The organism is Litorihabitans aurantiacus (assembly GCF_030161595.1).
Classification (GTDB): domain Bacteria; phylum Actinomycetota; class Actinomycetes; order Actinomycetales; family Beutenbergiaceae; genus Litorihabitans; species Litorihabitans aurantiacus.
Genome location: NZ_BSUM01000001.1, coordinates 3,447,555 through 3,460,223, shown reverse-complemented (window position 1 = coordinate 3,460,223; position 12,669 = coordinate 3,447,555). Strand labels below are relative to the sequence as shown.

The 12,669-nt window shown below is 74.8% G+C and carries 15 protein-coding genes and 2 pseudogenes; 9 read left to right on the top strand and 8 right to left on the bottom strand.

Annotated features, from left to right (window positions below; all coding sequences use genetic code 11):
- Nucleotides 1–61: 61 nt before the first annotated feature.
- Entirely contained in the window at nucleotides 62–508 is a 447-nt protein-coding gene (locus QQK22_RS16470) for a DUF6630 family protein (RefSeq protein WP_284252158.1), read from the bottom strand.
- A 292-nt stretch (nucleotides 509–800) separates the two neighbouring features.
- Between QQK22_RS16470 and QQK22_RS16465 the strand changes: the two genes are divergently transcribed.
- The 4 genes and pseudogenes from QQK22_RS16465 to sigK all read left to right on the top strand — a co-directional run bounded on the left by QQK22_RS16465 (nucleotide 801) and on the right by sigK (nucleotide 3,962).
- Entirely contained in the window at nucleotides 801–1,181 is a 381-nt protein-coding gene (locus QQK22_RS16465; protein ID WP_284252157.1) for a hypothetical protein, read from the top strand.
- 68 nt (nucleotides 1,182–1,249) lie between these two features.
- Nucleotides 1,250–1,621, top strand: a complete 372-nt coding sequence (locus tag QQK22_RS16460; RefSeq protein WP_284252156.1) for a hypothetical protein — start codon at nucleotides 1,250–1,252, stop codon at nucleotides 1,619–1,621.
- Nucleotides 1,614–3,271, top strand: a pseudogene (locus QQK22_RS16455) (phytoene desaturase family protein). The gene QQK22_RS16460 and the pseudogene QQK22_RS16455 overlap by 8 nt, the downstream one beginning before the upstream one ends.
- Before the next feature lie 118 nt (nucleotides 3,272–3,389).
- Nucleotides 3,390–3,962 carry an ECF RNA polymerase sigma factor SigK gene (gene sigK / locus QQK22_RS16450; RefSeq protein WP_284252155.1) on the top strand — a complete coding sequence of 191 codons (573 nt, stop codon included), beginning with the start codon at nucleotides 3,390–3,392 and terminating at the stop codon, nucleotides 3,960–3,962.
- Between the two features lie 64 nt (nucleotides 3,963–4,026).
- On the opposite strand, the gene QQK22_RS16445 is transcribed toward sigK, so the two are convergent.
- The 5 genes and pseudogenes from QQK22_RS16445 to QQK22_RS18990 form a co-directional block, all read right to left on the bottom strand.
- Nucleotides 4,027–4,683, bottom strand: coding sequence for an ML domain-containing protein (locus QQK22_RS16445; protein WP_284252154.1), 657 nt, complete (start codon nucleotides 4,681–4,683; stop codon nucleotides 4,027–4,029).
- Nucleotides 4,598–5,080 carry a hypothetical protein gene (locus tag QQK22_RS16440; RefSeq protein ID WP_284252153.1) on the bottom strand — a complete coding sequence of 161 codons (483 nt, stop codon included), beginning with the start codon at nucleotides 5,078–5,080 and terminating at the stop codon, nucleotides 4,598–4,600. Before QQK22_RS16440 ends, QQK22_RS16445 begins: the two co-directional genes overlap by 86 nt.
- Entirely contained in the window at nucleotides 5,077–6,009 is a 933-nt protein-coding gene (locus tag QQK22_RS16435; RefSeq protein ID WP_284252152.1) for a hypothetical protein, read from the bottom strand. The genes QQK22_RS16440 and QQK22_RS16435 overlap by 4 nt, the downstream gene beginning before the upstream one ends.
- Nucleotides 6,010–6,113: 104 nt before the next feature.
- Entirely contained in the window at nucleotides 6,114–6,506 is a 393-nt protein-coding gene (locus QQK22_RS16430; RefSeq protein ID WP_348525616.1) for a cupin domain-containing protein, read from the bottom strand.
- Nucleotides 6,507–6,529: 23 nt separating this feature from the next.
- Nucleotides 6,530–6,688, bottom strand: a pseudogene (locus QQK22_RS18990) (helix-turn-helix domain-containing protein); the annotation flags it as partial.
- 66 nt (nucleotides 6,689–6,754) lie between these two features.
- Between QQK22_RS18990 and QQK22_RS16425 the strand changes: the two are divergent.
- The 3 genes from QQK22_RS16425 to QQK22_RS16415 all read left to right on the top strand — a co-directional run bounded on the left by QQK22_RS16425 (nucleotide 6,755) and on the right by QQK22_RS16415 (nucleotide 8,417).
- The gene (locus QQK22_RS16425) at nucleotides 6,755–7,657 is read left to right on the top strand and encodes an AzlC family ABC transporter permease (RefSeq protein WP_284252150.1); all 903 of its coding nucleotides are present in this window, start codon (nucleotides 6,755–6,757) and stop codon (nucleotides 7,655–7,657) included.
- Complete coding sequence (locus QQK22_RS16420) at nucleotides 7,654–7,977, top strand: AzlD domain-containing protein (RefSeq protein WP_284252148.1); 324 nt, start codon at nucleotides 7,654–7,656, stop codon at nucleotides 7,975–7,977. Before QQK22_RS16425 ends, QQK22_RS16420 begins: the two co-directional genes overlap by 4 nt.
- 272 nt (nucleotides 7,978–8,249) lie before the next feature.
- A complete protein-coding gene (locus QQK22_RS16415; RefSeq protein WP_284252146.1) occupies nucleotides 8,250–8,417 on the top strand; it encodes a hypothetical protein in 168 nt (55 codons plus the stop codon).
- Between the two features lie 48 nt (nucleotides 8,418–8,465).
- On the opposite strand, the gene QQK22_RS16410 is transcribed toward QQK22_RS16415, so the two are convergent.
- Both QQK22_RS16410 and QQK22_RS16405 read right to left on the bottom strand, forming a co-directional pair.
- Complete coding sequence (locus QQK22_RS16410; RefSeq protein WP_284252145.1) at nucleotides 8,466–9,215, bottom strand: hypothetical protein; 750 nt, start codon at nucleotides 9,213–9,215, stop codon at nucleotides 8,466–8,468.
- The gene (locus QQK22_RS16405; RefSeq protein ID WP_284252144.1) at nucleotides 9,200–10,009 is read right to left on the bottom strand and encodes an MFS transporter; all 810 of its coding nucleotides are present in this window, start codon (nucleotides 10,007–10,009) and stop codon (nucleotides 9,200–9,202) included. Before QQK22_RS16405 ends, QQK22_RS16410 begins: the two co-directional genes overlap by 16 nt.
- Before the next feature lie 181 nt (nucleotides 10,010–10,190).
- On the opposite strand from QQK22_RS16405, the gene QQK22_RS16400 reads away from it, so the two are divergent.
- Complete coding sequence (locus QQK22_RS16400) at nucleotides 10,191–11,207, top strand: LacI family DNA-binding transcriptional regulator (protein ID WP_284252142.1); 1,017 nt, start codon at nucleotides 10,191–10,193, stop codon at nucleotides 11,205–11,207.
- Nucleotides 11,208–11,331: 124 nt separating this feature from the next.
- Entirely contained in the window at nucleotides 11,332–12,669 is a 1,338-nt protein-coding gene (locus QQK22_RS16395) for an ABC transporter substrate-binding protein (RefSeq protein ID WP_284252140.1), read from the top strand.

The following is a 12,669-nucleotide window of genomic DNA, read 5'->3' as shown; positions in this document are numbered from 1 at the left end:
CCGCCGGCCGTCGAGCTCGGGGCTCAGCCCAGCGGCAGCAGCGGGTGTCCGAGCGCGGCGGTCAGCGCGGCCACCTCTGCCGCGTCCTCGCGGCGCACCGCCACGAGGGGAGGCACTCGTCGTCGCCGTCGCCCTCGTCCAGCGCCACCAGGTCGAGCCCGACGGCGGCGATCGCCCCGCGCGCGGCGGCGATCGCCTCGTCCAGGTCGTCGAGGTCGACGACGGCGCGCAGGTCCGGCGCGGGCGGGCGGCCGGTGTCGGCGAGACGCGCCCGTGCGACCCGCGGGAGCGCACCCAGCGCGTCGACCAGGAGGTCGCCGGTGTCGGCGCGGTCGAGGCAGGCCAGGGCGCCGGCGTCGTCGAGCGCGTCGATCAGCGCCGCCCAGGGCGGGGCGCCGGCCGCGAGCGCAGCGGTGACCTCGTGCGCGACCTCGGGATCGGGGTCGAGGAGAGCGCACAGGCGGGCCCAGCTGGTGCTCTCGGTACTCGCGGGCGCTTCGGTCGTCACCGCCCGACCCTACGACCGCACGGGAATGTTCTCGCCCCGCCCCCGGTTGTGACGTACGGTGGAGGAGTCCGCGACGGAGACGTCGACGGGCCACCGGGTGGCCGCGAACTCACGCGCGGACCCCGACCACCACGGGGATCATCCGATCCCCCACCTGTTCGCCAGGCGGCTCTGACGCGGTGAGAACCCCCGCAGCCGGCCACGGCGGAGCCGGACGCGCGTGGCGCGCCGCTCCCGGCAGCTGCACGCCTCCTCGGACGAACGGGCCACGTTCGAGCTTCCAGGAGTATTCGTGTCCACGCTTCACCTGTCCGACCACACCACCACGTCGCAGCCCGGCCTGACCGAGACCGAGGCCGCCGCGCACGCGGTGGGCGACGCCGTCGCCCACGTCCTCGCCGGCACCCTGCCCGGCGGGGTCGCCGCCCTGCGCCACCCCCTGCCGATCGCCTTCCTCGACGACGGCCGTCGCCTCGTCCTCGTGATCGACGCCGGCCGCGGTCGCGCCGCCGACCGTCCCCGGTCGTGGGGCGTGGAGGTCGTCAGCGACGGTGACCTCGTCGGCGGATCCGGCGGCGACGGCGGTGGCCAGACGGCCGTCCGCTCGACGCGTCGGCTCACACCCGCCGCGGCCGTCGACGCCGCGCGGTTCGTGCTGGCCGCCGGCCGCTGATCCGCACGCCTCCCACCGACCCGGCGGCGGGCTACCGCCCGCGGGCCCGGGTGCGGCAGGGTGGGCGCATGACGACGCAGCCCGAGCCCGACGGTCCGCGCGACCGCGACGAGATCAGCGACGCCCCGCCGGCCGATCCGACCGCGATCCCGTCGTCGACGCCGTACGCCGGGCCGTCGGCCTACGGCACGCCGCCGGAGCCCGCGTTCGACGACCCGGCGCGGCCCTACGCCGTCGGGCGGCCCCCGGGCGAGGGCGGGCGCGGCATGTCCAAGCGCACGCTCGGCCTCATCCGGACGCTCGCGCCGTTCGTCGCCGTCGCCCTGTTCTTCATCCTGCGCAGCGCGGACGTCGACCCGGCGTGGCTCGCGTTCCTGCTCATCCCCGTGACCTTCATCGTCACCGACCACCTGCGCGGCAGCCCGCACCGACGTGACTGAGGCGCACGGACCCGGGATCGCCGCCCTCCCGGACGGTGCCGACGTCGTGATCGTCGGCGGCGGTCACAACGCCCTCACCGCCGCCGCCTACCTCGCCCGCGCGGGCCGCAGCGTGGTGCTGCTGGAAGCCGCCGACCACGTCGGCGGCGCCGCGGTCTCGCAGCGGCCGTTCGACGGCGTCGACGCCCGGCTCTCGCGCTACTCCTACCTGGTGAGCCTGCTGCCCCGCCAGGTGGCCCGGGACCTCGGTCTCGACCTCACCCTCGTGCGGCGCCGCTACTCCTCCTACACGCCGGACCCGGGCGACCCCTCGCGGGGGCTGCTCGTGGACGGCGAGGCGGACGACGACGCGCGGCGCGCCGCGTTCGACCGCGTCGGGGCGGGCGACGACGTCGCGGCCTGGACGGAGTGGTACGACGCCGTCGGACTCCTCGCGCGGGCGATCGCACCGACCCTCACGCAGCCGCTCCCGGCGCGCGACGACGTCGCCGCGGACCTCGCGCGCGCCGGCGGGGACGCGGGGCGCGCGATCTGGCGCGACGTCGTCGAACGCCCGATCGGCGAGGCGATCGAGCGCCGCTTCCGCTCCGACCTGGTGCGCGGCGTGGTGGCGACCGACGCGCTCATCGGGACCTTCGCGGACCTCGACAGCGACCTCGCGGCGAACCGCTGCTACCTCTACCACGTGATCGGCGGCGGCACCGGGGACTGGGACGTGCCCGTGGGCGGGATGGGCGCCGTCTCCGGTGCGCTCGCGGCGGCGGCGCGCGACGGCGGGGCGCAGCTCGTGACGTCGGCGCGCGTGAGTGCGGTGACGCCGGGGGTGAGGTGACGTTCGCCGTCGGCGGCTCCGAGCGACGCATCCGCGGCGACGTGGTGCTGAGCGGGGTCGCACCGGCGGTGCTCGAGGAGCTGCTCGCGGCGGGTGGTGACGGCGCGCACGGCGACCGCGCCGACGCCGTCGTGAACCCCCGGCCCGAGGGCGCGCAGGTGAAGGTGAACCTGCTGCTGACGCGGCTGCCGCGGCTGCGCGACGCCGAGGTGGATCCCGTCGCGGCGTTCTCCGGCACGTTCCACGTCAACGAGCTCGGGTCGCAGATCGCTGCGGCGTTCGCCCGCGCGCTCGGCGGCGAGGTCCCCTCACCGCTGCCGTGCGAGATCTACTGCCACACGCTGAGCGACCGCTCGATCCTCGGCCCCGAGCTGGCGGCGAGCGAGGCGCAGACCATGACCGTGTTCGGGCTGCACGTGCCCGACCGGCTCGTGGACGCCCACGGCAACGACGAGCTGCGCGCGCTGCTCGAGAGCGCGGTGCTCGACTCCCTGGACGCGGTGCTGGCCGAACCGGTCACGGACGTCCTCGCGCGGGACGCCCACGGACGGCCGTGCCTGGAGGTGCGCACGACGCGCGACGTCGAGGCGTCGGTCGGGATGCCCGGCGGGCACATCTTCCACGGGGACCTGTCGTGGCCCTGGCGGGAGGACGGCGGCGACGGCGCTGACGACGGCGCGCTGTCGCCTGCCGAGCGCTGGGGCGTGGCGACGCGCCACCCGCGGATCCTCGTGTGCGGCTCGGGGGCGGTGCGCGGCGGCGCCGTCAGCGGGATCGGTGGTCACAACGCTGCGATGGCGGTGCTCGAGGCGGGCTGAGGTCGACCCGCGTCGCGCCGTCCGACCGCATCGTCGAGCCTCCGTGCCGGGTGGGAAAACTCACGTCGACTGATACGGAATCTGAAGATTGGGCTGAACCTCGGGCACACTCGAGGTCATGACCACCGTGGCGGCTGCGCAGGACACCGGACCCGTGCTGGCGACGCTGATCCGCGCGAGCGCGGACGGGGACCAGGCGGCCTTCGCGCAGGTCTACGACGCCGCCGAACCGCTGGTCTACGGCACGTGCCTGCGGATCCTGCGCGACCCCGACCTCGCGGCCGAGACGCTGCAGGACGTCATGCTCGAGGCCTGGCGAACCGCGGTGGCCTTCGACGCCGAGCGAGGATCCGCCAAGGCCTGGCTCGCCACCATGGCCCACCGCCGCGCGGTGGACCGGGTGCGCTCCGTGCAGGCGACACGCACGCGGGACGAGCAGGACGCCGTCCGCAGCTACGTGCGGGAGGCCGACGAGGTGAGCGACGAGGTCCTGCGCCGCGCCGACGCCGACCGCGTCGCCCACTGCATGGCGGGCCTCACCGACAACCAGCGCGAGTCGCTCCTGCTGGCCTACTGGGAGGGCCTGACCTACCGCGAGGTCGCCGACCGCCTCGGTATCGCCCTGCCCACCGCCAAGAGCCGCATCCGGGACGGACTCACCCGCCTGCGCCTCTGCCTCGGGACGCGCTGACCGCACGGCTGGGACGACTCGGCCCCCGCACCCGTCGAGGGTGCGGGGGCCGAGTCGTCACTGATCAGCCTCGAGCTGCCGCCCGGGCGCGTCGGACGGCGAGCGTCGCGGCACCGCCCGCCATCAGCATCGCGGCCAGGGCGAGCGCGCCCGCTCCCGCGTCCGCACCGGTGGAGGCCAGCCCGCCCAGGGCGCCCGAGGCGCCGGGGTTGCCCGGGTTCCCCGGACCACCCGGGTTGCCCGGGGCCGGCGCCGGGGTCGGCGTGGGCGTCGGGTCCGGCGTCGGGGTCGGCGTCGGGGTCGGCGTCGGGGTCGGGGTCGGGGTGGGCGTCGGGGTCGGCTCGCCGCCCGGAGGCGTCACGGCCTCGACCGTGAACGTCCGCTCCTGGGTGGGCGCCGACCGGTCGGCACCGTCACCGGTGAACTGCGTCGCCGTCACGGTGTAGGTCCCGGGCACGAAGGTGCCGGACACGTTCCACGTGCCGTCCTCGCCCACCGTCGCGGTGAGCGTCTGGTCGGCGGCGAGCTGCACGCCGTCGTCGTCCGGGGCCACGGCGTCGACCGCGTCGACCTCCACCGTCGCGCCGACGACGCCGGTGCCGGAGAACGTCACCGTGGTCCCGTCCACGACCGGCTCATCGAGGGTGGGCGGTGCGAGCGGTGCGACCACGGGAGCGATCTCGAAGAAGATGTTCCGGCCGATCTCGGCCGCGACGCGCACCCTCCGGGTTCTCCTGCTGCGTGAAGGTGTTGGCGAAGAGCTGGTCGACCGGGAGGTCGGTGAAGAACGCGTCCACCTGGAACGAGCCGTCCTCCGCCACCACTGCCTCGCCGGCGACCGACAGGCCGCCGCGGCCGTTGAAGAACTCCACGACGATCGTGTTGCCGGGCACGCCGGTGCCGATGAACGGCACGCCGGTGCGCGGATTGGCGATGACGTCACCCTCCTGCGGCGTGGCGAGGGTGAACTCGGAGATCGGCGCCGGAGCGGACGGGAGCACGATCGTGACGAACGTGCCACCGGGGCGGACGACACCCGTCGGGCTCGTCGCCTCGGCCAGCACGCGGATCTCGGTCTCGCCGAAGTTCGCGTCGGAGAAGTCGGTCGTGGGGATCACCCAGTCGCCGTCCTCGTCGACGGTCGTCGTCCCCGCCACGTAGGTGCCGAGGCGCTGCCCGCCGTAGGTGAGGTTGACCGTGTCGCCGGGCGCGCCCGTCCCGGTGAACGCGGGCGTGAGGGTGTCGACCTGTGCGCCGTTCTGCGGCGAGGTGACGGTGAACGGGTCGAGCTCGACCGGTGCGACGGCGAACGTGAAGTTGCGCCCGATCTCCCGGGCGACGGAGTCGCCGCCCGGCGTGAACTGCGCCGTGAACGTGTTGACGAAGTCCTGCCCGGGGGAAGGTCGCGGTAGGTGGTGAGGACGTTGAAGTTGCCGTCTCCGTCCACCTCGCCCCGGCCGGCCTCCGACAGGCCGCCCCGGCCGTTGAAGTACCGCACCACGATGGTGTTGCCCGGGTCGCCGACGCCGAGGAAGTTGACGATGTTCAGGAGGTCGTTGCGCTCCTCACCCTCGGTGGGCGAGTCGAGACGGAACTGACCCGCCGCCGGCACGGGCGCGGTGGTGAAGTTGATCGTCACGAACGTCTCGCCGACGACGGTGCCGTCGGGCGTGCGCTCCGTGACGCGCGTGCGGTTCTCGGTCTCGCCGGGGTTGGCCGAGGAGAAGTCGGTCGGGCCGGTGGTCCAGTTCCCCGCCTCGTCGACGGTGGCCGTCCCCGCCGTGTAGTTCGCGAGGTTCTGACCGCTGTAGATGACGGTCACGGTGTTCCCCGTCGTCCCGAGGCCCGAGTAGACGGGCGACGTCGTGTCGACCGTCGATCCGTTGGCCGGGCTCTGCGCCTGGAACGGCTGCTCGACCGCGGAGGCGGCCGGGGCGAGCACCAGGGCGGTGGACCCGAGGAGCGCGAGCGCGGCGACGAGCCCCGCGAGTCTGGTGCGGTGGAAGCCTCGTCGGCGTTCCTCGTGGGTAGAGCCAGAATGATGCATCGGTGAACCCTTCTGAGCTTTCGCGGCGCTGCGAGCTGGTCCCGGCGCGTCCGCGCACCCCCGATCCCCTGTTCGGAGCCGACCCCGGATCGGATGGGGTCGGCTCAACCGCGCTCGGACAGGAGCACCGCCGTCGTACCGGTGACCAGCGCCTCGAAGACGTGCGGCTCGTCGCCCGGGTAGGTGAGGTAGTCGCCGGGGGCCAGCTCGACGGGGTCGTCGGTCGGTCCGACCAGCGCGCGGCCGGCGGACAGGACGACGTGCTCCCGGGTGCCGGTCGCGTGCGCGGCGCTCCGGCGCGGCGTGCCCGGGTCGGCCTCGATGAGGTAGACGTCGCGGCGCGCACCCGGCGGGCACGCGGCCAGGAGCGTGGCGGTGTAGGTGGCCTCCCCGCGGGGACGCGCGGACCCTCGCCCGCGCGCAGCAGCCGGACGGGCGACGGCGGCGGGTCCACGAGCGCCGAGAACGGCACACCGAGCGCATCGCTCAGCGCCCACAGCGTCTCGACGCCGGGGTTGCCCTGGGCCTGCTCGAGCGCGGAGAGCGTCGACTTCGCGACGCCCGCGCGGCGCGCGACCTCCGACAGGCTGAGCCCGCTGCGAGCCCGCGCCGCGCGCAGGCCGGCCGCGACCAGGGCCCGCACGTCGGTCGCCGGGGTGCCGATGTCGCCGTCGTCCATGCGTTCAGCGTAGCGGACGGAACGTTCGCCTTGACGAACGGCTGGGGGCGGGTGGACGATCGCCGCATGACCGCACTCCTGAGGGATCTGCCCCGCGAGCAGCGGCGCAGCGTGATCCTGATGACGCTCGCCGTCGCCCTCGTGGGCACCGCCTACGGCGTCACCGCGACAGCGAACGGCTTCGCGCTCTGGCAGATCCTGCTGCTCGCCGTCCTCGTGATGGCGGGGTCGGCCGAGCTCCTCTTCGTCGGGCTGATCGGTGCGGGCGCGAACCCGTGGCTGACGCTCGGCGCCTCGCTCATGCTGAACCTCCGCACGGTGGTCTACGGGATGGCGGCATCGCCGCTGCTGCGCGGCTGGGCGCGCTGGCCCGGTGCGCACATCGTCAACGACGAGACCGTCGCCCTGTCCGCCGCCGGCCCCACGCGTCCCGGGTCCGCACCCCGCCTCACGACGGCGCAGCGCCGCGCGACCTTCACGGCCGCGGGCCTGGGCGTCGCCGTCGGCTGGCCGGTCGGCGCCCTGATCGGCGCGACGCTCGGGCAGATCGTCGGCAACCCCGAGGTGTGGGGGCTCGACGCGGTGCTCCCCGCGCTGCTCGGCGCCGTCGCCGTCCCCGCGATCCGCGGCGGCAGCATGGTCGCCGTCGCCGTCCTGGCCGGGGCGATCGCCCTGGTGGCGCAGCCGCACGTGCCGCTGGGACTGGCACCGATGCTCGGACTGCTCGCCGTCGCGGTGGTGCTGCTGGGGCGACGGGGCGCGTCCGGCGGCGGCTCCGACGCCGACTCCCCGGCCGGCGTACCGGCCCCTGGCAACTCCGTCGGTCAGGTCCACTCGCGAGAGACTTCTGGGCACTCGCGAGAGGGTTCCGGACGGCCGCGAGAGACTTCTGGGCACTCGCGAGAGGGTTGCGGGAACGTCGTCGCCGAGAGCGGTGGGGTCGCAGACGGTGCGGGGGCCGCGTCGTGACCGCGGTGCTCGTCGCGGCGGCTGCGCTCGCCGTCGGCACCTACGCGATGCGCCGCGGCGGCGTCGCCCTCGGCGGCCGCGTGGGCGAGGGACCGCGGGCACAGGCCGCGGAGCGGACGCTCGACCACGCCGTCGTCGCCCTGCTGATCGGCGTGACCCTGACCGCGGCCGTGTACGACGGCGGTGCACCCGCCGGCTGGGCCCGCCCGCTCGGTGTGGGGTGCGCACTGGTGGCGGCGTGGCTGCGCGCTCCGCTCGCGATCAGCATCCTGCTGGGCGCCGGGGTGACCGCGCTGCTGCGGGCCATCGGGCTGAGCTGACCTGCACTCGGTCTCGCTGACGACGGCTCCGCCCTCGCCAGCGACGGCAGCGCCCTCGCCCACGACGGCGGTCCGTCCGTTGGACGCCCCTCGCTCACAGCGGCTGCGTCTCGCTCACAGCGGCTGGCGGTGGCCCCGGCAGCCGCATTCCTGCATCACCGCAGGTCAGAGGCCCATCGCCTCGGAAGCTCGGCGCGACAGGCGCCACCAACCGCTCTCAGCGAGGCCCAGCCGCTGTGAGCGAGGGCCCGCCCGGAGCGCGCACTGCCGTCGTGAGCGAGGGCTTCGCCGTCGTGAGCGAGGGCCCTGCCGCCGTGAGCGAGGGATGCACCGCTGCCAGCGAGGGCTGGGCCATCGCCAGCGAGGAGCGCACCGTCGCGGGAGCAGTGCGCCGCGGGTCGGGTGCCCGTGCGCCGCCGGCGTCCGCTGCGAGCGGCTGACCTCGGCCGCGAGCCCGGCTCCGCCTGCATCTGCGCAGGTCAAACGGGTCAGCCGGCTGAGCTCCAGCCGCCTCGCCCCGACCAGCCGCTCGCAGCGGACACCCTCGCCCAGACCGACCCGGCGCCGCGAGGCCGTCGGACGCCCGGACCGCCGTCAGGCGACCGGGTGGCGCGCGTCGTAGCGCAGGAAGGAGCGATTCGCGCCCACCAGCAGGAGCACGACCGCGATGCACAGCACCCCGCCGCCCACGGCCGCGAGCGCCTCGCCCCACCACGTCGCCGCCGACCCGAGCGCGAGGTCCCCGAGCCGAGGCCCCCGGCCACCACCACGATGAAGACGCCCTGGAGACGCCCGCGCAGGTGGTCGGGCGTGGCGGACTGCAGCACCGTCTGGCGGAAGACCGAGCTGATCGCGTCGGAGACGCCGGACCCGACGAGGAAGAGCCCGCCGACGATCAGCAGCGGCACCAGCACGCCGTCGGGCTCGGTGCGGCCGGCGACCAGGAGCGTGATCCCGAAGCCGAGGGTGCACGCGCCGAACGCGCAGATGGCCACGACGATCGCCACCCCCTGCCGCCGCACGCGCCCGAGACCGCCCGAGAACGTGCTCGCGAGCACGCTGCCGACGGCGATGGCCGCGGCGAGCAGTCCCGTCGTCGTCTCACCACCGCCGAGGATGACCGCGCCGACGGCGGGGAACAGCACCCGCGGCATGGCCAGCACCATCGCGACGACGTCGAGCAGGAACGTCATCCGCACGTTCCGACGGGTCCGCAGGTAGCTCAGTCCCTCGACCACGGAGGCGAGCCCGACGCGCCGCCGTGCGGGGGCGGCGGCGGGACGGGTGCGGCCGGGGTGTCGGCCGGTCCGGCCGGAGCGGTCGGATCGGTCTCGAGCACGGCGTCGCCGTCGAGGCTGCCCGACGCCGCCGCACCGGCCGCGTCACCGCGGTCGGCGCCCGCACCGGCACCGACGCCGCCGACCACAGGCTCCTCCGGCGGCAGGTGCGGCAGTCGCAGCAGCGCGTAGAACGCGCACAGGAACAGCGCCAGGTCGAGCGCGTAGGTGACGGCGTAACCCGCCTGCGCCACGAGGAGCGCCCCGAGCAGCGGCCCGACCATGAGGCCGAACGACCCCGTCAGGGCGCCGAGCGCGTTCGCGGCCGGGAGGAGGTCGGTCCCCACGAGCCTCGGAATGATCGCCATCCGGGCCGGGACGTACACGGCGGACCCCGCGGACTGCAGCGCCACCAGGGCGTAGAGCACCCCCGGGCTCGCCAGCCCGAGGGCGGCCTGCAGCACGAGGCCCGCCGTCGCGACCACCATCACCGAGGCCGCGACTAGCGAGACGGTGCGGCGGTCGTAGGCGTCGGCGAGCGCGCCGCCGTACAGGCCGAGGACCACGAGCGGCACGAGCGCGGCGATCCCGAGCAGGCCGACCGAGAAGGTCGAGCCCGTCAGGCCGTAGACCTCGAGACCCACCGCGACGACGGTGACCTGCGTGCCGATCTGACTGACGCCCAGCCCCCAGAACATCCGCCGATAGGCGGGCGAGGCACGCAGCGGCCGCGTGTCGAGGAGGATGCGGGGCACGTCGGACCACGCTAGCGCGGCTCCGCCGGACCCCGAAGCACGGCGCGGGACGACGCGGGCCGACGCGGGATCCCAGCGACGACCCGATCCGACGCGAGGGGTTGACTACGTAGTCAACCGGTGTCACGATCATCCCGTTGACTACGTAGTCACCACGGACCGGACGACGCGAGGGAGCGTGATGAGTCGCACGAGCACCATCGGGATGACCGAGATCGCCCGCCGCGCGGGCGTGTCCCAGAAGACCGTCTCGCGCGTCGTCAACGCCGAGCCCAACGTCTCCGACGACGTCCGCCGCCGCGTCCAGGCCGTGATCGAGGAGGTCGGCTACCGGCCCAACCACGCCGCGCGCGCCCTCGTCACCCGGCGCACCCGCCGCATCGGCCTCGTCACGACCGGCGGCGCCCGCTTCGGACCCAGCGCGATCGTCGAGGGCGTTCAGGAGGCGGCGCGTGCCCGCGGCTACCACACGAGCGTGGCGCGGCCCGCGGACGAGACGGTCGCCGGGCTCCGCGCCGCCGTCGAGGACCTCCTGTCGCAGGGAGTCGAGGGCCTGGCCCTGTCGGAGTCGGTCGACCTCGGGCACCCGAGCATCCGGATCCCGCCCACCGTGCCGGTCGTGACGTTCGACGACCCGCCGTCGGGCGCCCGGAGCGCCGAGATGATCGTGGCCGCCGGCGAGGCCGACGGCGCACGCTCGGCCACCGAGCACCTGCTCGCGCTCGGTCACACGACCGTCCACCACGTGTCCGGCCCCGACAACTGGAACGCCTCCGGTCGCCGCGCCGAGGGGTGGCGAGCCGCGCTGGAGGCCGCCGGCCGCCACGCCCCCGCGCCCGAGTCGGGCGGCTGGGACCCCGCCTCCGGGCACGACGCGGTCCGACGCCTCCTCGACCGCGGCGAGACGCCGACGGCGCTGTTCGTCGCCAACGACCAGATGGCGATCGGCGCGATCCACGCGCTCGAGCGCGCGGGCCTGTCAGTCCCGGACGACGTCAGCGTCGTCGGGTTCGACGACGTGCCCGAGGCCGCCTACCTCTCCACCCCGCTGACCACGGTGCGGCAGGACTTCGACGCGATCACCGCCCGCGCCGTCGAGGTCCTGCTGGACGCCGTGGAGGGCGGTCACCCCGCGAAGCACCAGTCCGTGCCCACCCGCCTGGTGGTGCGCGAGAGCACGGCACCGCCGCGCACCTGAGCTCGGCCGAACCGCCGTCGCTCCCCCGAGCAGCACCGAGCAGCACCGAGCACCACCGCTCGCCCCGCCCCCATCCGGCGTCACCGACGACGAGGAGCCATCCCTGATGAGAACGTTCACAAGCATGAGCCGCCGCGATGCGCTGCGGCTCGGCGCCACCGCGGCGGGTGGTGCCGCACTCGCATCGCTGCTCGCGGCGTGCGGCGGATCGCCACGCCCGACGGCGACGGCGGGCCCCGTCACGCTCTCCTTCTGGACCCACGACGAGGGCTACGTCAACTTCTTCACCGAGGCCCTCCCCCTCGTCGCGGAACGCACCCCGTTCGACCCCCGCCTGTCGATCACGCGCTCGGGCGCGAGCGACCTCGTGACCAAGCTGCTGGCCCAGGCGATCGCCGGCACCGGCACGCCCGACGTCGCCGGCCTCGAGATCGGCCAGTTCACGCGCCTGCTGCGCGGCGACATCGCGGCCGAGCTCCTCGTCGACCTGGCACCCGCCGTCGCCGACCTGGGCGACGACCTGATGGCCGCCCGCACCGCCCCGTTCTCCAAGGACGGAGCCCTCTACGCGCTCGACTCCGACACCCCGATGACCGTGTACTACTACCGCGAGGACCTCTTCGAGCAGCACGGCGTGCCCCTCCCGCAGGAGGCGGGCACGTGGGAGGAGTTCATGGCCGCCGTCGCCCCGATCAGCGAGCGGACCGGCACGGCCTTCGGCGCCCTCAGCCTCAGCAGCGACCTCCCCCAGGTCATCAGCAGCTTCCACTACCTCCTCCTGCAGCGCGGCGGGCAGCTCTTCACCCCCGACGGCGAGCTCAGCATCACCACGCCCGAGGCGGAGGAGGTGCTCACCCTCATGACGCAGGGTCTGACCAGCGGCGCGTTCACCACCGTCAGCGACTACTACGGCGGATCGGTGCAGTCGGCCCTGAGCTCCGACAGCATCGCCGGCATCTGCATGCCGTCCTGGTACGCGAGCTACGGCATCAAGCCCAACGTCCCCGAGCAGTCCGGGCGCTGGCGCGTGGCCGAGCTGCCCCGGTTCTCCGGCGGGGGCGGGCGCACCGCCGTCGGCGGCGGCACGGGTTTCGCCGCGCTGCGCGCCAAGCCGGGCACGACGGCGGCCACCGACCTGGTCACGACGGCCTACCTCAGCCCCGAGCAGCAGGTCCTGCGCTACCGCGAGCTCGGCTACATGCCGACCCTGCGCTCCGTCTACGACCTGCCCGAGATGTACGGGCTGCAGGACGAGTTCTTCGGCGGCCAGGACGTCTTCGAGGTGTTCCACGAGATCGTCGACGACGCCCCGCCCGTCTACCAGACCGCCGACCTCGCGATCCTCAACACCGTGCTCTCCGGCCGCCTGATCGAGGCCTACCGGGGCGTGCGCGCCCCGGCCGAGGCCCTCTCCCTCGCCGCGGAGGACTTCCGTGGCCAGACCCGTGGAACGGGAGCCTGA